The following is a 23,745-nucleotide window of genomic DNA, read 5'->3' as shown; positions in this document are numbered from 1 at the left end:
TGACGTACAATTGTCATGCTTTTCCTCATATAATCTAATAATATTTTAAGTCTACATCTTTCATGTATCATGTATAACTTTGTTGTAGAATAAACAACTTTCTTGTATAATCCACGACTTTGTTGTAATTACACATTATGATTTTTTATATTGTGCGAAAAACTGGTTTGAAAGCAGCTTGCATTGCATCATCCAGACCTTTCCCTTGTGCTGGGTTCCATGCCGCAATAATTACGTTATAGCCCTCTTTCTTTAACTCTGTCGCAAAAGCAATTAAGGCAGCTCTTACTTTTTCATTCTCTACTAAGTCAGCATCAAATGCTAAGTATACATTTTCTACTCCCATATCTTTTAATACTGGCATAACGATTCTCCATGCATTTACACCTGGAATCGCAAGAACTGTTGTCCCTACTTTAGCTATTTCTTCTTTATTTAGTCTTTGAGGAAGTAAATCGGCAATCAAATCCGCCTTCATCGGCCCTTCTGTAATCATTACTGATTTTGTTTTGTGCAGCATACCAGACTTCCAATGTTTCAAATGTGAGCTTGGTACCGCTACATGTACAGGAAGTGGATTTTCACTACCTCCCGCACCGGTTCCTTCATTTTTATTTGCTGAAGAGATCCATAAGTATTTTTGACCTTTATGTATCTTTACAACAACCTTTTCCCCGTCGATTAATAATTCTTTATTTTTCCCTATTTCTAGTTTTCCTTCATAGATACAATCCTCGTTTTTCGTTATTTTCACAACATTAGGCTGTTGGACTAGTTCGGCTTGTATACCTGTAGGCCCAGATTTCACATGAACAGAGTTCTTTACTTCATCTACACGTACTTGCCAACCAACAATTTGATTATATTGGTTTCGGAATGGAATCATAATTCCTGGAAAACCTGCCATTAAACGAAGAGAAGTTTGTCCTTTCTTCATTTCATAAAATCCAGGTATTCCCTTCCAACAATCTTTTTTGCCAATTTGTTTAAATAACTTTTCCCAAATAGTTGTGTACGTATTATCATCTTCCAACACAATTTGTTGCTTTAAAAACGAACGATATTGACGTACCTGTACTTCTTCTTCAGTCATTTTTCTATCTTGCAGTAAATGTATATGATGCTTCTCCTCTAACGGCAAAAATCCGATTAAATTACGATTAAATACATCTAATTCTTCCTTACTTCGCTTACTATGCCCCTTTACTACATCTACCTCTGGTAATTGGTATTGCTTCTTACCATTTAGATAATGGATATAACTTGGATTACTTGAATTTTTACCGTATACCCACTTACTTTCCACACGGGTACATGCTACTTTCTCCTGTGAAACATGCAGCATACAGTTTCCAATACCATTACAGATTGGGCATGGAACACGATAAAATTCCCACCAACTTCCTCTTGGATGTGCAGTTGTTAAACGAAATTGTCCTTTTTGTATGTTATAATTCATCATTTCCCACTCCTTGTATACTATTTATTATATATGGAACAGCTACTTCCATTAAACTCTTTATACTTCTATTTAGATGTTCTCTTTGTTCTCCTAACGGATAGACAAAAGAATATGTATCACAAACTAAATAATCGTTTCTATGTTCTTGATCTAGCAAAGCTGATTCTACATATGCTTCAAATGCTCTAGCAAACATCTCATGATTTGTAGACCAATACTTTTTGGTTCTCTTCTTATCTAACTTAATGGCTGTATCAAAGTATATAGACCCTTTCACTTGATAGGATATTTCAACAAGTTTTTCGCCAGTTTTTTTATAATGATATGCAGCTAACATTTGTGCGGTTTTCTCGAATTCTTTTTCAATTTTACGCTCCATACGCGTTTTTGTAGCTCCTGATAAAGTATCAAGCTTCCTACACAAACTAGCATGATGTGATTCTAAAATATTTGAAAGATTTCCTTTAAACACATCATAACTATCGATAACACCACCATAGAAATACCACTTTCTACTGTAGGCATTTTCCACGTTGATTACTCTGGCAACTTTTCCTTGTTTACAAGCCTCTAACACAGCTTGCATCTTTTCCTTGATAATAGCAGGCAAGATATTCCCAATACTCTTCCCGCTTGATAAGAAAGCAAGACTACCATTTTGAAAATCGTGACTACAATCATATAAGAAATGATCCAATGCATGTCCCCATTCATGACACAATGCCCCGACTCCATTATCACGAGTTAAATTAATGACTTTGGTAGAAGGTTCATAATGTGCTAATGCATTGCCGCTTCCTCTCGCACCAATAGCAAGTCCTAAGCGTCCTCCTAACCCTATATACTCAGGTGGAATTCCCAATATACGAGCTAAATCCTGCAATGCTTCGGATACATGCCCGATATGTTCTTTTGCATATTGTTCGGTGCAATAATGACCAAATTGCATCCCCTTCAACCCAAACATAGCAACTACGTCTTCAGGTTTGGTAGCAATTTCTACTTCTGGTCCTTTTCTTTGCAGAGTATCTGGCAGTTTCCTACTCCAAGCAGCTGCGGATTTCTTACGAGTCGTAACCTTTTTCGTAAGTAAATCCTTCCATGTTAGTTCATGTGATACACGAAGATACGTAGAATTAATACTTTTTGAATTTGTGCAAAGTGATATGAATTTCTTTCCTAATATTAATAACTCCATACCATCTGCATCAATAAACTCATCAAAATATTCCTCTACCATTCTTTTAAATGTGAATGTTACATTCTTATTTTTTCTAAATGCAGACCAACTATTGTTCATTTCCATTCCATAAGAGACCACAAGATCTACCCATTGTTCTGAGGTATGTACCGACTGTATATCATGCCATATTCTTCTACATGCTTGAACATATAGTTTCCTTGCAGTCGGTGTATCTACAATTGGCTTCTTATTAATTCTGCCCACTAGCAGTTGCTTTAACTTTGCAACACGTGGTGGGACATCATTTTCTTTTTCATGTTCAAAAGAGAATGGAATCAATGTATTTCGATCCAATGCATTTAGCGCCTCTACTGGAGATTCTTTTTCAATTTCAGCTAAAATTTCTAAAGAAAATGATACTAAAAATGATTCTTTTAAAGCTCGTATCTCTTTCTTTGCTCCCACTAATTTCTCACCTACATCATAACTGTATCGATTGCGAACTTGTTTATCTGTTCTCACATCTTGTACCATTACGTCTTCTCCAACCTCTAAACCAAACAGTTCAAATAAATTCATACTAAAATCCTCCTGAATAAAATAAAAGACAGAAATTCATAGTCATTTTGCACTACGGATTTCTGTCATTCCCTCTGTCTGTACACTTCCATATAGTTATGTAAATTACTCATTACGATACACTCACACCTGTTAAAGAGAATAGATCCTCTTTTGTCGGATTTAGTGCTTGTAACCAGCTATCTACCTCTAAGAAGTTTACTTTTTTTAATTGTTCGCCTTTTTCCGCACGCTTAACCACCTCTAAACCTCCATGATGATGCACAATCATTACAAGATCATCTTTCTTGAAAATACAATCTACATCTGCAGAGTTTATGTGGTGGTTACGTAGAATTGGTTTCCATTTCTTAAGTGAATACCCTTCTACATTTAAAAAACCACGGATAGCAGTAAAGCGAAAACTCGTTCCTCTAAAACATCTTTCCAATAAAAAAAGGAAATCCCGTACACATCCATTAAAATGAACATGATACAAATAGATTTCCCCTGCTTGTTTTGCTGCTCGCTGTGACAAGTTTGATGGTTTAATGGAAAACTGATAACAATCTCGTTCCCAAAATGCTCCTTCTTTTGTAACTCTCATTCGTAATGCACGTAAACTTGGAATAAGTTCATCTGGATGTGCAGAACAAAATAAAGATACTTCATAACTGATATTCATAAATAAATCCCCCTAAATAATAATTTTGCCCAGTGTAATAATGGGTTCTAACAATCAAACAGACTTGAAAACAACACAAAAAGGGCTTCTTCAAGTCGATTAAAAATGTGCATAGCAAAATAAGCTATATATACACTAATCGGCTCAAAGAAGCCCTTTCATAAGTGAAACAAGACGCAACTTGCTTCTACAACTCAACCACAACACAATAAGGTGTGGGAATAAACGGAATCAATTAAACAATAAATATAGTTATATATTATTAAATTTATTAAGTATTATCAAGTGTCGTTATATATTTATAGTATTTAGCGGTATAATACAAATATATAAAGGAGGTAGAATATTTTGCAAATAGGGTATGATTCAAATAATCCAAGATTAATTCCTTCAGTTGTATCTTTTATCGATGTATTAGGATTTTCGCAATTGGGCATGAAAGCGATTAATTCCGACGAAGGAGATGTATTTTTAAATCAGATACATACATCATTAAACAAAGCTCGACACGCTATCACCAATCAATTGTCGCTAGCAAAGGTTAAGGTTTTTACTGACAACGTGGTAATTGGATGGCCTATTTATGGAGATGGCGAGGGAGAATTAGGAACCACTTTCCTTAACCTAGCACAATATCAATTCTCTTTAGCGCTTGATGGATTCTTTATACGTGGTGGAGTAAGTGTTGGTCCTCACTTCATGGATGAAGAAACTGTTTTCGGCCCTGAATTGATTACAGCATATAAACTAGAATCTCAAGTAGCTGTTTATCCTAGAATTATTCTAGGTGAAAAAAGTATAGAACAAGTACATAAATATATGGCTTATTACCCATCACAATATGATAACCCTTTTTATTTTGAACTGCTTGAGGATATGGACGGAGAGTGGTTTTTAAATTACCTATATGTTTTATTTGAATTGTACGAGGAAGAAGCGTTTAATGGGGATTTCACACCATTCTTCCCCCATTTAGAAACACATCGTAATCAGATTTTAAGTGCATTACATACCTATGCAAATAATCATAAATTACTAAAAAAATATTCATGGATAGCAAATTATCATAATTATTTTTGTGATGAATTTGTACCTGATGCACCTGATGATCTTAAAATCGATTCTCCAATAAAAATGTCACAACCAAGAAGAATAATTACATAAATCATAAAAGCATACTATTTTTAACAATTTAGCATTTCAAATATTTTATAGTTATATCGTGCATATTCTTTTTCACTTTCTTGAAATCATGTATAATTAAAGTATCCTACACGAGATATTGAGTCATATCTCATCGTCATTTTAAAAGACCTCCATTTTATATGGAGATCTTTTTTTAGGGGATAAATAAATAACTACTAATTTTACACGGCAGGAAATTCCCCCTACACATTCTCTATTAATATCCACCCATCTTAATTACTAACATAGTCATAAACATACTAAACATGAGGCTTTTTAAGTACTTATTTTCATCTTTTGCTCTAAAAAGAGCTAAACAGCAGAATAAAGCCCATCCTAACCAAAATAGCATTCCTAAAATCATTGGTAAATCAGTCAATTAAATCTACTCCTTCGAATATTTTATCTATTACACTATTTAATATATTCATTTTGACTTCATATTTTAAGCCCAAAATAAAAAAGACAGAAGTTTTTCTGTCTTTTTTATTTATCTTAAAGTAATCCATTCATAACTTGCCCACTCTTTTGGTTTTTTATCGTACTTAATACGACCAGTCGTACAGAAGGAAGCAATCATCCATTGTATAATGTTCATCTTGGCATATGGATCAATACAATCCTCTATTTTTTTTAATTGATAGCCTGTACTATTTTTCTGCCAAATTGTATATAAACGAAAATGTGTTGTAGTAACAAGCCTAGCTTTTGTTGTAACTTGCCATTTTGCAATTTTCGTTAAATCCTCTTTGACTTTTCTCTCATACTCTTGTTTTATCACTTTATAAGTCTTGTCTTTATTAATTAATCCATTAGAGAATGTAAAAGGCATTTGATGCACCTCATAAACTGTTCCTTCTTCATCTCCTAAAATATTTGATTCTACTAGGAATATGTTTTTTAGTTTTAACTGTTCCGTTAATTCTTTTCCGCTCCGATAAAACGGTTTTTTTATCTTCTGAAGCAAGACAACCTGTACAATTAATCCGATAAGTAACGGATACGCTAGTATAAACACCATATTAATAAACATATTGGTAATAAGTACCCCTACTAATGCGAATATCGTGAAGTAAATATACGTTTCTCTTTGATGAATGATTCTACTATTCAAGCTAAAATACCTCCGTTTTGATAAAAAGTGAAAGCAACATATACAATTGCTCCTAATAAAATAGAACAAGCCCCCGGAAAGCTCTGTATCAGCTGTATTTCTTTCTTTGGTAGCTTTGCCCCAAATATAGAAGCAGCATGCTCCAATTGGTCTTTAAACGCCCCCACAAACCCCAAAATTTTAATTAATCGATACACACTAGCAATCCAAAAGAATAGTAAATGGAAAGCTGTTAATGTAATAGCAGTAAGGATTGCTGATTCTTCCACTAAATTACTAACATATATAGCTACCACCACAAGCATTTTTGTATCACCGGGTGAAGAAAATTTAAATGTCTCTAACAACAAACCACACGCTAATGCCATAGCTAGTACAATCACAATCTCTTTCCCTGTTCTTATTCCAGCAAAATACGTGATTCCTATACCTACAATTAAGAATAGCAAATGCCATATATTTTTCGTTTTTCTATATTTCAAATCAGTAAATACATTCAGGGCCATATATCCTAGTAGTATTCCTATTACATATATACTCATAATTTTTTCTCCTTATTTTTTCCTATTTTAATGAATTATTACGGTCCACTCACTAGAGACCAGGTGACCGTAGAAGTATAAGTAGCTTGCCGATTCTTCCCTACATAAGTTGTCCCTGGATCTAACTGCAGTTGTAATCCATTTTGTCCAAAATCGACTTGATATTCTCCAATTGCTACATCTTTTGAAGCCCGTATAATAGTGTGTGCCGCCCCAGTATCAATAGGTGTACTTGGAATTTGTATGATAGGTTTCCCTGTCTCTGGACCTTTTACTTTAGTTATACTTACCTGATTTTTTAAGGATAAAGAACCCTTTGGCAATTGTTTTGCAATATTCGGCTCTGTAAATGGAGAAATTGTCATATTCAATCTCCATCCATCCGCTTGATTTCGACTATCATGTATCATGAGTTTCCCTAATGTACCAAATGAATTTTGCTTTTCTCCATTTAGTTGAATAGGAGTAAACTCTACACTTTTAGGAACAGTAAGCATGTCTACTCGTCCTTTTTGTGTTGTAGATATATGCTTCGTCGTACTTTTATTCCCAGCTTTATCTACTGTACGGATATGTACATATTGTGGTTTCGCATAATCAGTTGGAAACTGAATGCTAGTCTGATTTGTAAACTGAACACCACCCACTTTATCAAGTGAAGTGTCGGATTTATCATTCACTACATATTCATATCCCTTTACACCACTTGTTACAGTTGCAGGAACTTCCTTAGAAAAATCCGAAACGCCATTCCTGCCAACTCCACGAATTTTATAATGATAGGTACTCCCTTCATCTTTAGCAGGGGCAAACGTTACTTTAGTTTCTTTCAGTTCTCTATTTTCAAATTGGAAGCTTTCAGGTGTTGTTGGCACTGCCTGATCTTTTGCTTCTTTATCTACATAGTCAGAGAGTCTACCCTTATATATTTGCTGATTTCCCCTGTATACTTCCGCTTCCGATGCATATCCCACTTTTAACTCATCCACATAGGTAATCCCTTCTGAATAAGCAAGCATATAAAAAGTTACACCTCGTTGCTCGGTAATATAAAACGGATTATTTGCAACTTGAGTATTCATACTAAACGTAGACCATCCATTTATATCTTTATTAGAATCATTCTTTGTGATCGTACGATTATTTGGTAATTGGATAGGTGCTGCCCATTTTCTTGTTTTTAGGCGATCACCTTGTTTCATCGGGGTCACAATAGGACTATTTAATATTATCTTTCCCTTTCCAGAACCATCCTGATACGGTATTACCTTTTCAATCATAGGGGAATCTTGATACACATCTTTGTTTATATCCGAAGTTATATGTCTTCTATCCCTTGGTATGTTGGTACCCGGTTCCTTCTCTGGAAACAAAGAGATATTACTAATTTCTATTTCTTTTGAACCGCCTGGAACATCTTTCAAAACAGTAGCATTATAATAGTCAAATTCTCTCCCTGTTTCCCAGCCTCCATCACCATAGAAACTAATTCTTCCTAATCCTTGTGACTTTGCTTTAAACGTTGCTGAAATATAAGCATTATTAGGTACGTTTAATCGCTTAAAAACAGCAATGGAACTCTCTCTTACTGTATAAGGATATAAGACACGATTCCCTCCCGATTTTGTATCAAATACTTTGTATCCACTAGTATCTGTACCATTTGGATAAAAGACTTCAGATTGTAAACTTTGATTCCCGTTTCCGTAAAACTCTCCCCAACCACTCATCAAATTAACGTCTTTGGGGTTATTAAAATCAATTTTCCATAAGACGTCCTGCTCTAAGATATCAATCGCCCATTCTAGCTTCACTTCATTTTCTTTTCCACTTGCAGTGAGTGTTGGAATACCACTTTGCTGTTTTACTATTTGATCAGCTAATACAGAGTTATCTTTTGAATCACTAATTACGCACGATACACCTAAAAGTATGATCGAAGTAAGAATCTTCCCCCATTTCACTGTTTCCTCCCCCATTCCATTTTTACGCTATCTAAGCTGCCTTATTTTGCTCCTTCTGACTTGCATGTTTTTTTCTCCACCATACAAATACAAACATTGAAATAATTAATATAAAAACACCAGCGGCTATTATATATATTTGATTAGAATATCCAGGCAACACTTTTATTGCACCTGTTTGTTCCGCATACTCTGTTACATTAGAAGCAGTTATGCGTATCTGTTCTGTAAATATTTTTGGTATACCATTCTCTTTTATAGTGACTTTTAGTGTATACTTTCCATCTTTGTATTCTTTCGCTTTCCATGGGATTGCTAATCCTACCTTAGATTTTGGCGCTACATTGAACGCTGGAATATTACCATGAAATAGAACGTTATCCTGTGATAAAACTTCATAGTAAACTGCTACATCCCTTACAATATTTGCATTTGTATTTTGAATAAGTGCATGGACTTGTGGTTGTGTTGGATAAGATTCTACAGTTGTGCCATTTAGTTTAAGATGTTCTTTACTAACTGAATTTTCAGTCTCTTCATTATTCAATTGTATTGCTACCGCATATTCAATGCGATTATGTACAGAAAAGTTCAATCCGTCCTTTTCAAGCTTCTGTGCTTTAGTATCGTGGGCTAACTCAAATAATAATCCTCCTAAAAACACTCCATCTTGATTTGGTGTCGTTAAATGTACCTCTATAGTTTTCGTTTGATTCCCCTCTAAGTTAACAGCGTCAGGAGCTTGTACATACTGATCCATATAGAAATCTGTATCTGTTAATATACTTTGTGAGACTTCACGATTTGGTACATACATAATACCTCCATTTGTAGAGGTGAGAGCGTTAGCAACTTTTACATTGACTTTGATTGGAGTATTAGCTTTATTGTGTACATCCATTTTTACTGTTTGATTCTGTTTCTTTTTCACCTGTAAATTAAAATAATTTTTTATATCGCCTAGTTGATTATCCGGGACATGAATGCTTACATCAAATGGTAAACTATCTTGTTTTTCTTCTGCATAAACTACTTTAAAAGGTTTTAAGCTTATACTTAAAATGAATATAATCACAACCAAAATACTAATTAAAATTTTATATACATAGCTTTTCATTCTGCCCCTTCTTTCTATGTACAGAAGAGAATCATACATACGTGATTCCCTTCTATATAATAAATTTCTTTTAAGGTCCTGTTACAATAGAATATGTCAGTTTTGACTCATATGAGGTAGCACCAGCCTTATTCTCAACATACGTACTATGTGGATTTAACGTTAAAGCTAGAGACTTATCATTGAAACTAACATTATATTTCCCCATACCTTCATCTTTTTTCGCACTTAAAATCGTAACTTGATTATCAGTATCTATAATAAAGTTAGTCGTTTTAAACTCTGGATTGGGTGAACTTGTCCCTCCTACTTTCGTTATAGCAGCACCACCACTATTCAAAACTAAGGAACCCTTTGGAAGTGTCCGATTTGACTTTGCATCTCCACTCACTTTAAATTGATCTGCTTTCACATTGATTCTCCAACCATTCCCTGAACCAGTTGCATCTGTCACTGTTAGCACACCAGGATTTGCATGTGTCACTTGCGTTTCTCCACTTAGTGTTACCGCGTTAAAGTTACTAACTGGTGTAACAGCAATATTATGTTCCCCACCTGTTATACTTTGATTTAGTTTTGTATCAGCTGTTGTTGCTGCACTTGCAGGTGTACTAATTAATGACATGCCAAGGGCTAATGTTGCTAATGTAGGAATCATTACTTTACTGAATTTCATCATAGTACCTCCTTATATTTTAAAAGGAGGGAGCTATATAAAACACGCCCCCTCTTATTTTCAATTAAAATTTATTTTTTGTTCCAAGAATCTACATCCGCATTGCTTGATGCTTTTGTGAATCGAGCTAGAATTGTATCATAACCGCCTTGGATTGCTTTCCATACAAATGGCCCAATTACTAATACAATAATGACCGCTAAAGCAATTAACATACCGTTTTCTGATGATAGTTGTGAATCCTCATTTTTTAACCAATTCTTCATTTTTGCTAACATTACATTTCGTCTCCTTTATATATCGATTTTAAGAATTTACTAAAATAAGAACTTAATTATTTAAATCTTTTATTACTTATTCCAAGAATTTACGTCTGCATTGCTTGATGCTTTTGTGAATCGTGCCAGGATCGTATCATAACCACCTTGGATTGCTTTCCATACAAACGGCCCAATTACTAATACGATAATGACCGCCAAGGCAATTAACATACCGTTTTCTGATGATAGTTGTGAATCCTCATTTTTTAACCAATTTTTCATTTTTGCTAACATGATTGAATCTCCCTTATTCATTTATTTGAACTATATACATAATAAACATCATGAACCTAAAACTTTTATTACTTGTTCCAAGTATTCACATCTGCATTGCTTGATGCTTTTGTGAATCGAGCTAGAATTGTATCATAGCCGCCTTGGATTGCTTTCCATACAAATGGTCCAATTACTAGCACAATAATTACCGCCAAGGCGATTAACATACCATTTTCTGATGATAATTGTGAGTCTTCATTTTTTACCCAATTCTTCATTTTCGTTAGCATATATTTTGCTCCTTTACCTATTCCATTTTGAATAATGTTTTTCTATATACTTGCAAATCCTTGCATTAAGGATTGAATAAGAATGACCATCGGAGAAGTAAGCATACATCCAATAAGCGCAACGTTAAATTTATTCATTTCCATTGGCTTATTTTGAATGAGACGATTATAGTTCTCATGTTTTAACTCACGCATCATTTTAATCTGTGCATCCATAATACGTAGACTCTGTACCTTGTCCGTTTTTTGTGCTTGTTGCAATGCAATTGTAAAGGTATTTACCTCTGGACTATTTAAGGCAGCTGCAAAGTTTCTAAATGGTTGATCCGAACCCGCATACATTTCTAATTCCGCTGTAAGTGTAGATACATACGGTCGAAGATGTCTTCCAGCATATATCTGCGCCTTTTTTACTGCTTCTAATGTTGTATGTGTTTTTAACAACTGCAGCATAGGAATTAAATACTCCGGTAATTCGAACTTCCTTGCTTCTATCGCCTGCTTGATTCTTATCTTTAATAGATAATCTGGATAGAAATAAAGCAGTGGTGAAATCAAAACGCCCACTTTAAATAAGTAGTAATCGTGAAACACTGTACATATCAAGAAAACAGAGGTGAAAATGATGGGATATGCTACCTTCATTTTCAAATATTCTTCTGGTTTCGTATCCAAACCAGCTTCTTCTAATTTTTTCTGGATCAGCTCTTTCTTTTCTTCTGTCAGATACTTATGTGATAGCGACTGGAAGGGAGCGAGCATCATTTGATTTAAATTCTTTTTTTCAATTCGTTTTGCATTTTCTACATAGTTTGTAAGTAGGCTACCGCTGTCTTTTTTACTTTGTAGAAAGGTAGAGAATACCCAGTACATGACAACGAATACCACTAAAGCTAGAATCGTAGCCAATTTATTCCCCTCTTTCTGTTGGATTATAATTTGCAATCTTTTCTACACGGGTCGCTAAGAAAAATACAATGAACATATTTACCGCTAATGCAATTTTCCCCATCATAGAGCCTGCTACAAATCCATATGCTTCTTTTGACATCAACATAATCACAATCGGCATGGCAATCACGATTAAGCAATTCTGTACAAACGCACGTTGTGCTTGTGACAAACTAGAACGTAATCTTGCCAAATATAACTTTTGTTTTTCGAAATCTTCTGCAATATCTAATAAGACTTGTACTGAATTCGATCCGCCTTCTCGACTACACACTTCCAACATTTCATGGAAGAAAACCAATTCTCTAAAATTAAAAGTTTCATTGAATCCTTTAAATGCACGGTGCATTGTAGTTCCACCTTCTAATAAAAGAGAAACTTTTTCTATTTCTTCTTGAATGCTCTCATGCATCATTGGCTTTACTTGTACTAACACGCGTTTAGCGTTATTACTAATTTGAAGCGCATTCGCTACTGCCTTCATATAAATAGAAAGACGGTCAATGACAACTAAGTAGTAACGTTTTTTTCTTCGATAGAGAAGAAATTTCGGAACTAAAAATCCACATAAAGCAGAAATCAGTGTAAAAGGATCTCTTCCAAAGGAGAAGTAGAATATTGCTGCTATACTCATTCCGGAAAGAATCGTATATACCCAGTACATGCTTTTCGTCAATTTCCACTCGTACTTTTGGGCTTCTTGGATAACAGATTGTGGAAGATACATTCGTATGCCTTTAATATTCCTTAATTCCAAGCGCCTTTCTTCTTTCTCATTTTCTTGTACAAATTGGGAAAGTGCAGAACCTTTAGATTTTGCAAAAAGTAAAACAAGTAATACTACACTAATAAAGATTAATAATATACATCCATAGGCGAACAAACTATGCATACTGCACCTCCTGTTGTGATAGGAACGGTGCATAAAGAGCTGGATTTACAGAAGTAGCAGAACGGAATTTTTTCTCCATTTTAGCTGACATTTTCCCTGTAATAATGTGCTGTCCATGAATTTTTCCTATGTTTTCATTTATCTCATCCTGTTCCTCGTATGTCGGGATAAACTGAGAAAGTTCATTAAACTGTATATCACCTCGATAATCTAATAATTCAATCATCTCTGTAATATAACGATTCCCATCATCTTTCTTTTCTAAAAAGACAATCACATCGAATGTCTGTGAAATTAATTCATATAAATACTGGGCATCAATATTCGCACCACTTTGCAGACACATGAGCATTAAACGTCTGACTGCTTCTATGGCACTTCTTGCATGGACAGAGGTAAAGCCAGGATGGCCTGTTTGGAAAAAGTTAATCATTTTTAATGCTTCTTTACCCCTCGATTCCCCTACAATTAATCGCTTTGGTCCTTGACGTAGTGCATTCGTTAACAATCTATCAAAATCAATTGCATTTTCTTCTACTTCCGATGCCCTACATTGCATCGGAACAAAGTGATGTTCTGGAAAAATTCGATGCAAATATAATTCAGGGTTATCTTCTACTACAAGAGTACGTTCTTTTTTCTTTCCTTTCGGAATATGAGAAGCAAGAAATTTCATAAACTCTGATTTCCCTGTCCCTGTTGCTCCAGCGACTAGAATATTCATTTTGGCTTTCACGGCTGCAGCCAAAAAGCCCAACATCTCTTTTGACGCTTGATTAGTAGATAACATTCGCTCTTCAGAAGCACGAAGATGATCTGCATTCTTACGAATCGTTATTGTTGTCCCGAGTCCCCCAAGTTCATCTAAAGCAATATTGATACGGATATAGGGAAACACGCAGTCCACATATGGTTTTGCTGTATTTAATGACTCTGACGTACTATTTACCATCTTATAGGCTAAAGCCTTTACCTCTTCTTCCGTCTCAAATCGGTAAGGGAATGTTAACTCTCCCTCTCCAATTTTTTCGTAAATAATTTCTTTTGTACCATTGATATAAATATCGGTTACATCCTGATCTTCTTTTAAAGGTTCTATAATTCCAAATCCCACAATATCATCACATACCATATTTAATAATTGTTCAGAAGGTACATCTGAAATGACGACTTGATTACTTAATAGAAAGCTTTTAATGATTTGTTCTACAGCTGCTCTCTTTTCTTTATTCATAAAAGATTCGCTTAAAATATCACGATGGTCTTTTACTAAAAATGCACGAATTTCATCCGTGATATCTTTAATTTGTTGAGCTGTAGTTGTTCCTAACTTTCGAGCTGATTTGGAACGAATCATATAACCAAAATGATATAAATCAACTCGATTTCGCTTTAAGGCGACTTGTTTTCCCTGTAAATAGCCCCACATACTACTGCCTCCCTTTTAATTTCGTAAACCAAAGAGACCCTTTTTCATAGAGGATGTATGCTGGGTTGGAATATCAAGACCAGCTGCTTCCATAATGTGATGGACCTTTGTATTAATTTGCGGGGAACCAAACTGCATCCCCCATTCATAACTCGTACGATCCCTGTCATACGGAATTGTCACCGCAATTTTTTGGGAAGAAAGCTTTTCAATATCTTCTACATAATCCTCATCTCCCATATTTAAAACATGAATCATACGAGGCAATGTTAGCTTTGCTTCTTCTAGTAGTTGTAATTCTCTTTTAATTGCTATTGCACCACGAGGGTTGCCGTTTAACACATGAATTACAAGGTCTGATTGGTATAGGATTGGATAACTCAGAACCTCAGATAATTCAGTTGGTACTGATAGAATGATAGAATCGTATTCTGTATCTACAAGTGATTCTATAAATGTCGTTACAAACAGTTCTTTGTTTTGAATCTCTGGGAATTGAGCTAAGTTATAACCTGATGGAAACACTAGAAAATCCATCTTATCGTGCAATTTTTGCATCAACCTTGGATTCATTTTTCTCTCTAATAAATCTTGCTTGGTACAAATATATTGCGAGAGATTGTATTCATTTTCTTTTCTTACAAGTTCTAAGATGTTTTTACTATCGTGGCTAAGACCAGTTCCAACCGCAAAGCTAGGTCTTACTTGGTCTGCTTCAACATAAAGCACCTTTTTCCCTAAATGAGCTAATTCATTTGCCATCGCAATACTTAATGTGCTTTTCCCTACATTTTCGTTTGTTGCATAAAAGGCAATGATTCTTGCTTGCCGCTCCATCTTAATAACCCCTTTCTTACTTAGATTCATTCAGATACTGTGCTACATACTCTTTTACATTTTTAGAAATTGGATTAGTCGAATGCTTCTCTACATAGTCTAAAATGTTCTTTTGATCAGATATTTGTGAGAATCCTTCAGCTGGTTCTAATTCTTTCCCTGTTTGCTCCACCTTTTGTCCAACTGCAACAGGAATGACATCTCCAAGTGTTTTTGCACGATTTAAGTATTGAAGTTGTTCAGGGGAAACAGCCAGTGTGTATAATCGCGTTACTTTAGGCTTTTGTTTTCCTTCTTGTTCCTCTTTTGATTCTTTCTTTTCTAGCACAAATGCATCTTCTGTATTGCTATCTTTTGCAGCCGTCACACGTACACGTTGGAACAGACCACCAAAGACAACCTTCTCATTGTCTCCTTCTTTCACAACTTGTTTGAAATACAAGTCCACATACGTGTTTGGGATAATACTATTCCCCGAACTTGTTTCCAAATCAACGAGTAACGGAAAAGCAACTTCTCCATCTTTCAAATTTAAAATAGCAGAGTCCGGTAACTCCTCTTTCTTTACTACTTTGTTTTTAAAGAGATAGCTATTTTCTGTAATGGGTTGCCCATCATTTGTCCACTTACCTACAACCTCTTTTTTATTTACACGTAATGCATTTGGGGGAATCGCATCACCAGGTAAAGTTCGTTCCACTAGCATGTCTTCTTTAATTTCTGTATGTGCAGGTATATCCTTTGCGGCTACAACAATCTTTGTTGGTTTTACAGCATTTTCTACTGCGAAATGATTGTATCCATAGATACCCGCTACTGTTGCAGCGGCTAGACCTACCGCAACAATCTGCTTCTTTTGAAACTTAGATGGCTTCAATGTTTGTATTCCTCCTTATGTAGCCTTTAAACGCAAAAAAAGGACACACCTATGGCATAATGCGCCTTAGGTGTGTCCTTTTAGCTAATCTAAAGTCTATATGAAAATGTTGGATTTGGTTTCTTTAATATTACAATTTCAATATTATGATATATAGAGTTATATGTCAATCATTTCTAAAAAAAATATTATTTTTACCATTTCAAACCTCTGATTTCAAAACTCAAAAACCCTTAAAAACATTGTCATATCAAGGTTTTTAAGCTATTAACCCACCCGTAAATATGGTATAATTAATATAACGTAACTGAATATTTCAGGGTGGTTGGTTGCTATCCTTTCTCTTTCATTTTATGGAGAAAGGAGGTGATCGCATGGAAATACTTTTCACGATAGCAATTGAAATTTTAAAAGTAATTGCTAGAGAAGTCGCTGTTTTTTTTGCAAAACGAGTAGGTAAATACCTATCAACGTCTTGGAAGAAAGCACGAAAAAAGCGACGAAAAACGAAAAGAACCACCCACAATGCCTGCAAGCGTGTGTGAACTGGACCCGAAAAGTTAGACATATATTTAAGCAGCTAATAAGGATTGAATTCTGTATTTTACAGGAGGCAATCCTTTTAATTTTGCCTTAATCCTTTTATTATTGTAATAATAAATATAATTCTCTAGTTCTTCCCTAAAGTGTTCCATACTTTCAAAATCTTTAAGATAAAGTAATTCAGATTTTAATAAGCCAAAGAAATTTTCAATGACTGCATTATCTAAGCAATTTCCCTTACGGGACATACTTTGAGTTATATTATTTTCTCTTAAAATATATTGATATCTATCCATTTGATAGTGCCAACCTTGATCTGAATGAAGGATAGGAGTATCTTCTTTATCCAAGCATTTTAAAGCCTTATCTAACATCCTTTCGACTAGAAGGAATGTAGGGCGTTTCTCAATATTATAGGAAATAATCTCACCATTAAACAAGTCTAGAATAGGAGATAGGTAGAGTTTTTCACCAAACAAATGAACTTCAGTAACATCTGTAACCCACTTTTCATTAGGCTTAGAGGCCTTGAAATCACGCTTCAAGACATTTGGCGCTACCTTCCCAACCTTCCCGCGATAAGAGCGGTATTTAGTGATTCTTACCAACGATTTTAACCCTAATTGATTCATTAAGCGAAGGACGGTTTTGTGGTTAATGGTATAGCCCTGATTACGTAATTCAAGTGTGATACGCCTATAGCCATATCGCCCTTGGTGTTCCTGAAAAATCTGCTTAATACTTTCTTTAACCTCGTTATATTTATCTTCACGACTCATTTGTTTCACCCAGTAATAATATGTACTACGAGCCATTTCAGCCGCTTTAATCAAGTCGATAATTTTATATTCATGCCTTAACTCATATATTATGTGTGCTTTGTCTTTTTCAGAGATTGTTGTTTTTGTTGAATTAAGGCGTGTAACTTTTTTAAATAAGCATTTTCCATGCGTAAGTATTCAATTTCTTTTTGTAAATCATTTTGAGAGTTAATATTTTGTTTTTTCTTAGGTGCAATAGCCTGTTTCTTCTTCACAGTGGAGTACCCCTTACTTGTTTTACGAAGAGCATCTATCCCCTGTGATTCTAGCATTGATCGCCACTTCCTAACGGTACGAGGAGATGGAACGTTGAACATAGCGGCCGCTTGTAGGGGCGAAGCTCCTGTATTGTTCATAAAATTCAATACTTCCATTTTAAACTGAATGTCATACCTTGTACATTTAGAGTTTAAGGACTCTATTCCTTGTTCTCTAGTACGTGCCACCCACTCTTTTAATAACGATATACTGACTTGATATTTTTTGGCAGTCACTTTAAAAGAATCATTTGTATTTAAATAATGTTCAACGGCATTTCTTTTTAATTCGAATTTATATTTTCTAGACATAATAAAACCGCACCTCCAATTGTTAGTTATTTGTCTAACAAATTGGGTGCGGTTCAGTGAAGGGCGGTTCTAAGAAAAAATAAACTTTTTTAGCAACTAGCCACCTTGCGGTAACAGTTACATAAGGCGAGATGTTGGAGCATCTCGTCTTCTTTAGTTTATGCAAAAACTATTGTTATAATACTTCTACACTTATTATAACATCAACTATTGTACATGTCATGCAGATTTAACCGCAATAGTTGATAAAAAAGACATTATTATTAAAACGAAATCAATTTTGTTCCCGTTTCAAAATACTTTGCAGGAGCATAACTTGTCCCATTCCGATCCTGAAATTCACTTCCAATATATAGCGAGATAATCATTGCGATAACTCCAATAAAAATCGTTCGTTTCATACGCTGTTTTTTATTATTATCCATTCGAAAATTCTCCTTTCTACGTAAAAAAGGCACACCTCATTAAGGGATGTGCCTTTGGTTTATCCATTCAGCTACTAGTTTAAGAAGGATTATATACTTTTTATCGATTCAACTAATTATATAATACTATTTAACTAATTTTTATTCTTCATGTAGTACCAGTTTGATAAGTCTGTAATTATGTGTTCTTTTCCAACCCAGTTCCATCCAGGCGTTTGTACAGGGAATGGGAGGTCTGCAAGCACCCTTCTCTTCTTAAAGTCATCATACGCGACACCTTTAATTTCTACCTCATTTGTCAGGCACAAGCTCATTTCATTCACACCGGCAGGATTTGTCTCCACATTGAAAGAATACTTCCCATCTTTCGTCTTTAATGGTGCATACCATTTTTGTCCACCATCAATAATTTTCTCTTGTCCATCCCAATATAAAGACTTAGTTGGTCTTTTACTATCAAAGACATGTCCCGTTATTTCAGACAAATACATATTTTTAGGTAAGAATTTTGATGTTACGCCATTATTAGAAACACTCTCTAAATCATATGTTGTTTTTAGTCCTTCATCTGCAAATGGATACTGTGCCGTTGCTTTTGTAAATACACCTGGATAATTGGCATTCCAATCATTTTTGTATTTCCCATTAACTTCATAAGAAAAACCATACCCAGCATGGAGCTTAGATGGTGCTAAATTATCAATACTTCCACTTAATGTTTCATAGAACATTTCTCCCACTGTATCCTCTTTTGACACACGTTCACTTACTGTTTCTACCACACCTTTTACACTCGTTACTCCGCACATCCCTTTTTCATGAGATGGTGTATAGATAGCTGTTTTAATAGGATTATTTTTGTATGTGGTTTCTTCTATATCTAGACGGTTACCAGCAGGGTTAATTTCTGCCTGAATTGTTCCTTTCCCCTGATGTTGCCAGCCAAGGTTCAAGGTTTTCTTTTCTCCCTCAGTTAACCTTACCTGTTGTGACGCTACTTGTTGTCCGTTATGCTTGAGCACGACTACTGTTTCAGGATTTGCATATTTTGCTTCTAATGAATCTAACTTTTTAATTTTATTTTTCTCTTTTTCTAGTTTCTGTCTTGCTGTATCTAGTCTACTTGCAGCATCGTCTAATCTATTTTCTTCCCAAGAACAGTCTCTATCAATGTAGTAATCATTGCCTTTTTCATCTTTCTCATGAATTGGATTACGACGACAATAACTCAAACTAGACTGTGCACTGTCCCTACCTGATTCAGCGCTATATACTTCCTGTTGAGATTTATTAATATTATTATTCACCTTTGCTCTATATTGGTCACGTTCCGGTTTAAAATTATCACGTGATACATCTATTCTTGTTTTTATATTCTTTCCTTCTCTTGCTGTTTCTCCTTCAATTCGGTCAGCAGAGAAATCAATTTTATATTTAAAATCATCTTCATCACCTGGATCTGGATTAGGTGTTACTTCTGTACCACAGTTTCCATCTACAATGAAATCAACTGTTTTCTCATTTGAATCCCTTTGAACTCCATCAATAATTTTTAATTTTGCCGTATATCGACCACACATCTGAGGTTGCCAACTTATATCTTCTTTCGTAAATCGTCCTGCATCACCTTCATTTGGTTTTTGATTATCTTTTTGTGGCGTTGAGCGCAAGTAATTTTCTTGATGATGCACTTTTTCACCATTTTTAGTGATATCCAACAGCCATTTCACACGATTCCGTTCACCCGCTATCGATGAATAAGGGTTACCTATATCGAGTTTGGGACCACGTTCTGTATATCCTTTATCTTTACTTACGTACTCGAAACCGTTAAATGTAAACTTAACAGGTGTATCCTTCTTACCATTAGAAGCTTTAAAATCTTTTATTTCAGGTTTACTAGATCGTACATACCATAGGTTATATTTATTTATTCCATTTACGCCGCCAGCACCTGCATATCCACCAGAAAGGTAAGCTATATCACGAATCCAGTAAAATGCTCCATAATTCTCAGAACCTGTATTATTAAAAATGACATGACTGTTTATATTATCTAAAACAAATTTAGGATTTCCCCAATATTTATCAGATATAACACCATTATTCACTCTTTCGATTTCTGTAACCATCCGATCTCCCACTGTGACAGCCTTATTCCAATAACCATCGTTTGAAATCCGCACAAAAGGCTCACTTAGGTCTTCTCTTTGTACCAAGTTTGCTTGTGGGTTTTCAAAACTAAAAGAACCATTGTAAACAGCCGGATAGTGAAGGTCTCCTTTGTACGCTAAATCTATACCAGGTGGTGCATAATCTCTTCCAAATCGATAGAATTTACCTTGCATTTGTAAATCTTTTGACTTAAGAAACTTATCCTCATTTCCATTCAGAAAAGGTACATCGGCATTTTTTGCCTCGACCATTGTAGGCATCGCTAATAAAACAGAAGTACAAACCAACAGTAGTTTACTTTTTATTTTCATTATTTTCCCCCCTAAAACATAAAAAAGGACAAACCTGTACCATTGGTTAGGTACGTAAGGTTTGTCCTTCACGCATATCATTTGTTTATCTTATTATAATTATAAATTATTATATCATTATTTAGAATGAACGTCTACATACATTGTGTGATCAGCCATAGATTGTCCAATGCGAATTTTATAGTTTCCTTTTTCATAGTTGTTTATTTTTCGTGCATCAACCGTTTCTTGAATTTCCTTATCTAGATTTAAGCCACTTAGTAAAGTAGTCCATTGTTTCGCTAATTCAACAGTCGCTTTGTTGTTATCTAGGAAATATATTTTAAAATCACCTGAACTTCCAACTACAGAAAATTGTGCTCCAATAGAACCTTCTGGTAGATACATATTACTATCTAATAAATCAATAGAACCACCAATCTCTTTATATTTTAAGCTTGTACTATAGGTACTATTAATATCTTTGATGATACTCTGAGCTTCACTAGATACTTGTTTCTGTACTATTGGGTTTTTTAATGCTTCTGGATAATAAACCAATTTCTCATTTGCTAAACTAGCATCTAAGCCTGCTGGTACTTCTGGCTTTGTCTCTGGCTTAGTTTCAGGTTTTTCCTCTGGTTTTGTTTCAGGTTTTGGATCTGGTTTCACTTCTGGTTTTTCCTCTGGTTTTGTTTCAGGTTTTGGATCTGGCTTTACTTCTGGTTTTTCCTCTGGTTTTGTTTCAGGTTTTGGATCTGGTTTCACTTCTGGTTTCACTTCTGGTTTTTCTTCTGGCTTTGTTTCAGGCTTTGTTTCAGGTTTTGGATCTGGCTTCACTTCTGGCTTAGTCTCTTTTTCTACTGCATTAATAGAGTTATATAAGAACTGGCTATATTGTTCACGAGTTACATGTGCATATGGTGAATACATTTTACCTCCTGTACCAATAGTAACGCCATTTTCTTCTAATGCACTAATTGCTTTTAATGCCCATGAGTTTTTATCAATATCAGTAAAGGAAGTTGTCTTAGTAGCTTTGAACTTGAAAGCATTTGTAAGTACTTGCGCCATTTGTTCACGAGTTAAGACATCATCTGGACCGAATTTCCCTTCACCATAACCATTTACTAGACCTGCTTTAGCAAGTGCTCTAATTTCTTTTTCAAACAGGTGTCCTCTAATATCTGTAAATGGATTTTTGAAGCTAGCATCTGCATCTGCTGGTTTAACGTACATATAAATCATACGAGCAACTTGCCCACGAGTTACGTTGTCACCAAAACCAAAGATATTATTTCCGTATCCTTGTACTACTTTACGATTTGTTAAATCATAAATTGCTTTTGTAGACCAGTGATTTGCTGGAACATCACTGAATTTTAATGAGTCTGTGTTATCAGCCTTAGCAGTAAATGCTCCTGCTCCTAGTAATGATGTACCCATAATTGTTAATGCTGTTGCTGTTTTTAAAAATTTGTTAGCCATTGTTTGTTCCTCCAAGTATATTAGTTTTTTAATAGATTCCTTTATTGTATCGAATTTAAATATAAAATCCAGATACTTTAACATATAAATTTATAAATTAGCGTTTTTTTATAACCGCTGTTCTATATGGAAAATATTACCATATAAAAATAGGCTTGTAAAGTATTTTTATATATTTATTTATAAATATTTATTTCTAGTAAAAAAACTACACTTTTCAGTATAGTTTTTAACTCTTTATATATATTGATATTCTCAACGGAAATAGATTTGTCCCATTCCATCTTTGTTAGCCCATATTGGTGCTTTCACACTATCAATCCCTATCATTTTAAAAATAAAGAAGTGATGTTCAGCTTTTATCTTAAAATTTAACGGCTGATTATGATCCACGCGCCCTTTAGTATATTCATATTTCCATCCATCCATATTCTGCTCTTTCATTTTCTTCTCTATATCAGGAATTAGATTTACGTTTTTTCCTTCATATGTGTACTGAAAACCACCTGTTTGTTCTGCTAACTCTACTGTACTAGAAGCAAAATCATGTGCTTTTACTAACTGCATTCCATACAGTACACCTTCTGGTATAAGAGTTATCAATAATAAAGAAAGCGTTAGAAAAAGCGCTGTTGTTACTGTATTTTGCATTTCTTACACACCTACTTTTTCTTATTTATTTCACGTTTCCTCCAGCTTTCTTGTTGTCAGAATCTGCTTCATAAATAAATATGTGTCTTGCGTTACTCTTAATGTTACCTTTCTTTTCATCAAATTGTTTCGTATAACTAGCAGCTTCCGCTTCTCCTTCAACCGCAATCATTGCAGGTTGCTCTTGTACAGCATGTACAGAAAACTCTCGTTTTGATGCAGGATCCTTAAATGTTGCATTTTGTTTATAAGACTTTTCAAATTCTTTCTTTGCGATACCTGGTTCAATAGCAATTTCTTCTTGCGCTCGTAAAACACCTACTTTTACGGCTTTATCCATTGCTGTACTTCCAGCGCGTTCTGATGCAGACTTATTATCTGTGTGTGTTGTATCTCCAATAATCATATCTGTCATTAAGAATAAACAGCCAACAAATAATAATATTGAGGCGGCCCCTATAATAAATTTTTGCATCTTTCTTCAC

25 protein-coding genes are annotated in these 23,745 nt (G+C 34.7%); 2 read left to right on the top strand and 23 right to left on the bottom strand.

Features of this window, described 5'->3' with window-relative positions:
* Positions 1–145: 145 nt before the first annotated feature.
* From BAQ44_RS14130 to BAQ44_RS14120, 3 genes are all read right to left on the bottom strand, one after another.
* The gene (locus BAQ44_RS14130; protein WP_001108764.1) at positions 146–1,459 is read right to left on the bottom strand and encodes a DUF3854 domain-containing protein; all 1,314 of its coding nucleotides are present in this window, start codon (positions 1,457–1,459) and stop codon (positions 146–148) included.
* Positions 1,449–3,224, bottom strand: a complete 1,776-nt coding sequence (locus tag BAQ44_RS14125) for an LPD1 domain-containing protein (RefSeq protein WP_001048059.1) — start codon at positions 3,222–3,224, stop codon at positions 1,449–1,451. Before BAQ44_RS14125 ends, BAQ44_RS14130 begins: the two co-directional genes overlap by 11 nt.
* Before the next feature lie 112 nt (positions 3,225–3,336).
* Positions 3,337–3,888, bottom strand: a complete 552-nt coding sequence (locus BAQ44_RS14120; protein WP_001027668.1) for a hypothetical protein — start codon at positions 3,886–3,888, stop codon at positions 3,337–3,339.
* A gap of 348 nt (positions 3,889–4,236) precedes the next feature.
* Here BAQ44_RS14120 and BAQ44_RS14115 point away from each other — a divergent pair, with 348 nt between their 5' ends.
* Positions 4,237–5,052 (top strand): hypothetical protein, encoded by an 816-nt coding sequence (locus tag BAQ44_RS14115; protein WP_001165543.1) that lies wholly within the window; start codon positions 4,237–4,239, stop codon positions 5,050–5,052.
* 238 nt (positions 5,053–5,290) lie between these two features.
* Here the strand turns inward: BAQ44_RS14115 and BAQ44_RS30850 are convergent, their stop codons facing one another.
* The 14 genes from BAQ44_RS30850 to cpaB all read right to left on the bottom strand — a co-directional run bounded on the left by BAQ44_RS30850 (position 5,291) and on the right by cpaB (position 16,298).
* Complete coding sequence (locus tag BAQ44_RS30850) at positions 5,291–5,452, bottom strand: hypothetical protein (RefSeq protein ID WP_000130911.1); 162 nt, start codon at positions 5,450–5,452, stop codon at positions 5,291–5,293.
* Between the two features lie 111 nt (positions 5,453–5,563).
* On the bottom strand, positions 5,564–6,187 hold the full coding sequence (locus BAQ44_RS14110; RefSeq protein WP_001088469.1) for a hypothetical protein: 624 nt from the start codon (positions 6,185–6,187) through the stop codon (positions 5,564–5,566).
* Positions 6,184–6,729, bottom strand: coding sequence for a hypothetical protein (locus tag BAQ44_RS14105; protein ID WP_000029929.1), 546 nt, complete (start codon positions 6,727–6,729; stop codon positions 6,184–6,186). The genes BAQ44_RS14110 and BAQ44_RS14105 overlap by 4 nt, the downstream gene beginning before the upstream one ends.
* 38 nt (positions 6,730–6,767) lie before the next feature.
* Positions 6,768–8,693 (bottom strand): WxL domain-containing protein, encoded by a 1,926-nt coding sequence (locus BAQ44_RS14100; RefSeq protein WP_000871008.1) that lies wholly within the window; start codon positions 8,691–8,693, stop codon positions 6,768–6,770.
* A gap of 31 nt (positions 8,694–8,724) precedes the next feature.
* Entirely contained in the window at positions 8,725–9,810 is a 1,086-nt protein-coding gene (locus tag BAQ44_RS14095) for a DUF916 domain-containing protein (RefSeq protein ID WP_000844610.1), read from the bottom strand.
* 70 nt (positions 9,811–9,880) lie between these two features.
* Positions 9,881–10,486: a WxL domain-containing protein gene (locus tag BAQ44_RS14090; protein ID WP_000672678.1), complete on the bottom strand. Its 606-nt coding sequence runs from the start codon at positions 10,484–10,486 to the stop codon at positions 9,881–9,883.
* A 71-nt stretch (positions 10,487–10,557) separates the two neighbouring features.
* Complete coding sequence (locus BAQ44_RS14085; protein ID WP_000879954.1) at positions 10,558–10,764, bottom strand: hypothetical protein; 207 nt, start codon at positions 10,762–10,764, stop codon at positions 10,558–10,560.
* A gap of 72 nt (positions 10,765–10,836) precedes the next feature.
* Positions 10,837–11,040 (bottom strand): hypothetical protein, encoded by a 204-nt coding sequence (locus tag BAQ44_RS14080; RefSeq protein ID WP_000879955.1) that lies wholly within the window; start codon positions 11,038–11,040, stop codon positions 10,837–10,839.
* A gap of 68 nt (positions 11,041–11,108) precedes the next feature.
* The gene (locus BAQ44_RS14075; RefSeq protein WP_000956364.1) at positions 11,109–11,312 is read right to left on the bottom strand and encodes a hypothetical protein; all 204 of its coding nucleotides are present in this window, start codon (positions 11,310–11,312) and stop codon (positions 11,109–11,111) included.
* Positions 11,313–11,354: 42 nt separating this feature from the next.
* Positions 11,355–12,221 carry a type II secretion system F family protein gene (locus tag BAQ44_RS14070; RefSeq protein WP_000201160.1) on the bottom strand — a complete coding sequence of 289 codons (867 nt, stop codon included), beginning with the start codon at positions 12,219–12,221 and terminating at the stop codon, positions 11,355–11,357.
* Position 12,222: 1 nt separating this feature from the next.
* Entirely contained in the window at positions 12,223–13,155 is a 933-nt protein-coding gene (locus BAQ44_RS14065) for a hypothetical protein (RefSeq protein ID WP_000555803.1), read from the bottom strand.
* On the bottom strand, positions 13,148–14,584 hold the full coding sequence (locus BAQ44_RS14060; RefSeq protein WP_000264622.1) for a TadA family conjugal transfer-associated ATPase: 1,437 nt from the start codon (positions 14,582–14,584) through the stop codon (positions 13,148–13,150). Before BAQ44_RS14060 ends, BAQ44_RS14065 begins: the two co-directional genes overlap by 8 nt.
* Before the next feature lie 15 nt (positions 14,585–14,599).
* Positions 14,600–15,421 (bottom strand): CpaE/TadZ family protein, encoded by an 822-nt coding sequence (locus tag BAQ44_RS14055; RefSeq protein WP_000441034.1) that lies wholly within the window; start codon positions 15,419–15,421, stop codon positions 14,600–14,602.
* A 16-nt stretch (positions 15,422–15,437) separates the two neighbouring features.
* Positions 15,438–16,298 carry a Flp pilus assembly protein CpaB gene (cpaB, locus tag BAQ44_RS14050; protein WP_000804792.1) on the bottom strand — a complete coding sequence of 287 codons (861 nt, stop codon included), beginning with the start codon at positions 16,296–16,298 and terminating at the stop codon, positions 15,438–15,440.
* A gap of 374 nt (positions 16,299–16,672) precedes the next feature.
* Between cpaB and BAQ44_RS31050 the strand changes: the two genes are divergently transcribed.
* Positions 16,673–16,843 carry a hypothetical protein gene (locus BAQ44_RS31050; protein ID WP_000404240.1) on the top strand — a complete coding sequence of 57 codons (171 nt, stop codon included), beginning with the start codon at positions 16,673–16,675 and terminating at the stop codon, positions 16,841–16,843.
* 27 nt (positions 16,844–16,870) lie between these two features.
* Here the strand turns inward: BAQ44_RS31050 and BAQ44_RS29680 are convergent.
* From BAQ44_RS29680 to BAQ44_RS14020, 6 genes are all read right to left on the bottom strand, one after another.
* Positions 16,871–18,231, bottom strand: a protein-coding gene (locus BAQ44_RS29680) for an IS3-like element ISBce15 family transposase (protein ID WP_085963576.1) whose coding sequence is annotated in 2 segments (ribosomal slippage) — positions 16,871–17,775 and positions 17,775–18,231 — 1,362 coding nt in all. Because the reading frame shifts where the segments join, the coding sequence is not laid out codon by codon here.
* 263 nt (positions 18,232–18,494) lie between these two features.
* Positions 18,495–18,656: a hypothetical protein gene (locus BAQ44_RS31045; protein ID WP_000369764.1), complete on the bottom strand. Its 162-nt coding sequence runs from the start codon at positions 18,654–18,656 to the stop codon at positions 18,495–18,497.
* Positions 18,657–18,790: 134 nt separating this feature from the next.
* Positions 18,791–21,142 carry a hypothetical protein gene (locus tag BAQ44_RS14035; RefSeq protein ID WP_000695233.1) on the bottom strand — a complete coding sequence of 784 codons (2,352 nt, stop codon included), beginning with the start codon at positions 21,140–21,142 and terminating at the stop codon, positions 18,791–18,793.
* A 117-nt stretch (positions 21,143–21,259) separates the two neighbouring features.
* Complete coding sequence (locus BAQ44_RS14030; RefSeq protein WP_071722021.1) at positions 21,260–22,672, bottom strand: S-layer homology domain-containing protein; 1,413 nt, start codon at positions 22,670–22,672, stop codon at positions 21,260–21,262.
* Positions 22,673–22,864: 192 nt separating this feature from the next.
* Complete coding sequence (locus tag BAQ44_RS14025; RefSeq protein ID WP_001181745.1) at positions 22,865–23,260, bottom strand: DUF4320 family protein; 396 nt, start codon at positions 23,258–23,260, stop codon at positions 22,865–22,867.
* 25 nt (positions 23,261–23,285) lie between these two features.
* Positions 23,286–23,735 (bottom strand): hypothetical protein, encoded by a 450-nt coding sequence (locus BAQ44_RS14020; RefSeq protein ID WP_001168864.1) that lies wholly within the window; start codon positions 23,733–23,735, stop codon positions 23,286–23,288.
* Positions 23,736–23,745: the final 10 nt, after the last annotated feature.

The sequence above is a fragment of the Bacillus mobilis genome (genome assembly GCF_001884045.1).
GTDB lineage: Bacteria > Bacillota > Bacilli > Bacillales > Bacillaceae_G > Bacillus_A > Bacillus_A mobilis.
This window is presented reverse-complemented; position numbering and strand designations above follow the sequence as displayed.

What these genes read in the sequence shown, in the direction of transcription:
- BAQ44_RS14130 (WP_001108764.1), bottom strand. Translation starts at nt 1,459, where the DNA reads ATGAATTATAACATACAAAAAGGACAATTTCGTTTAACAACTGCACAT.
- BAQ44_RS14125 (WP_001048059.1), bottom strand. Translation starts at nt 3,224, where the DNA reads ATGAATTTATTTGAACTGTTTGGTTTAGAGGTTGGAGAAGACGTAATG.
- BAQ44_RS14120 (WP_001027668.1), bottom strand. Translation starts at nt 3,888, where the DNA reads ATGAATATCAGTTATGAAGTATCTTTATTTTGTTCTGCACATCCAGAT.
- BAQ44_RS14105 (WP_000029929.1), bottom strand. Translation starts at nt 6,729, where the DNA reads ATGAGTATATATGTAATAGGAATACTACTAGGATATATGGCCCTGAAT.
- BAQ44_RS14095 (WP_000844610.1), bottom strand. Translation starts at nt 9,810, where the DNA reads ATGAAAAGCTATGTATATAAAATTTTAATTAGTATTTTGGTTGTGATT.
- BAQ44_RS14090 (WP_000672678.1), bottom strand. Translation starts at nt 10,486, where the DNA reads ATGAAATTCAGTAAAGTAATGATTCCTACATTAGCAACATTAGCCCTT.
- BAQ44_RS14085 (WP_000879954.1), bottom strand. Translation starts at nt 10,764, where the DNA reads ATGTTAGCAAAAATGAAGAATTGGTTAAAAAATGAGGATTCACAACTA.
- BAQ44_RS14080 (WP_000879955.1), bottom strand. Translation starts at nt 11,040, where the DNA reads ATGTTAGCAAAAATGAAAAATTGGTTAAAAAATGAGGATTCACAACTA.
- BAQ44_RS14075 (WP_000956364.1), bottom strand. Translation starts at nt 11,312, where the DNA reads ATGCTAACGAAAATGAAGAATTGGGTAAAAAATGAAGACTCACAATTA.
- BAQ44_RS14065 (WP_000555803.1), bottom strand. Translation starts at nt 13,155, where the DNA reads ATGCATAGTTTGTTCGCCTATGGATGTATATTATTAATCTTTATTAGT.
- BAQ44_RS14060 (WP_000264622.1), bottom strand. Translation starts at nt 14,584, where the DNA reads ATGTGGGGCTATTTACAGGGAAAACAAGTCGCCTTAAAGCGAAATCGA.
- BAQ44_RS14055 (WP_000441034.1), bottom strand. Translation starts at nt 15,421, where the DNA reads ATGGAGCGGCAAGCAAGAATCATTGCCTTTTATGCAACAAACGAAAAT.
- BAQ44_RS31050 (WP_000404240.1), top strand. Translation starts at nt 16,673, where the DNA reads ATGGAAATACTTTTCACGATAGCAATTGAAATTTTAAAAGTAATTGCT.
- BAQ44_RS31045 (WP_000369764.1), bottom strand. Translation starts at nt 18,656, where the DNA reads ATGGATAATAATAAAAAACAGCGTATGAAACGAACGATTTTTATTGGA.
- BAQ44_RS14035 (WP_000695233.1), bottom strand. Translation starts at nt 21,142, where the DNA reads ATGAAAATAAAAAGTAAACTACTGTTGGTTTGTACTTCTGTTTTATTA.
- BAQ44_RS14025 (WP_001181745.1), bottom strand. Translation starts at nt 23,260, where the DNA reads ATGCAAAATACAGTAACAACAGCGCTTTTTCTAACGCTTTCTTTATTA.
- BAQ44_RS14020 (WP_001168864.1), bottom strand. Translation starts at nt 23,735, where the DNA reads ATGCAAAAATTTATTATAGGGGCCGCCTCAATATTATTATTTGTTGGC.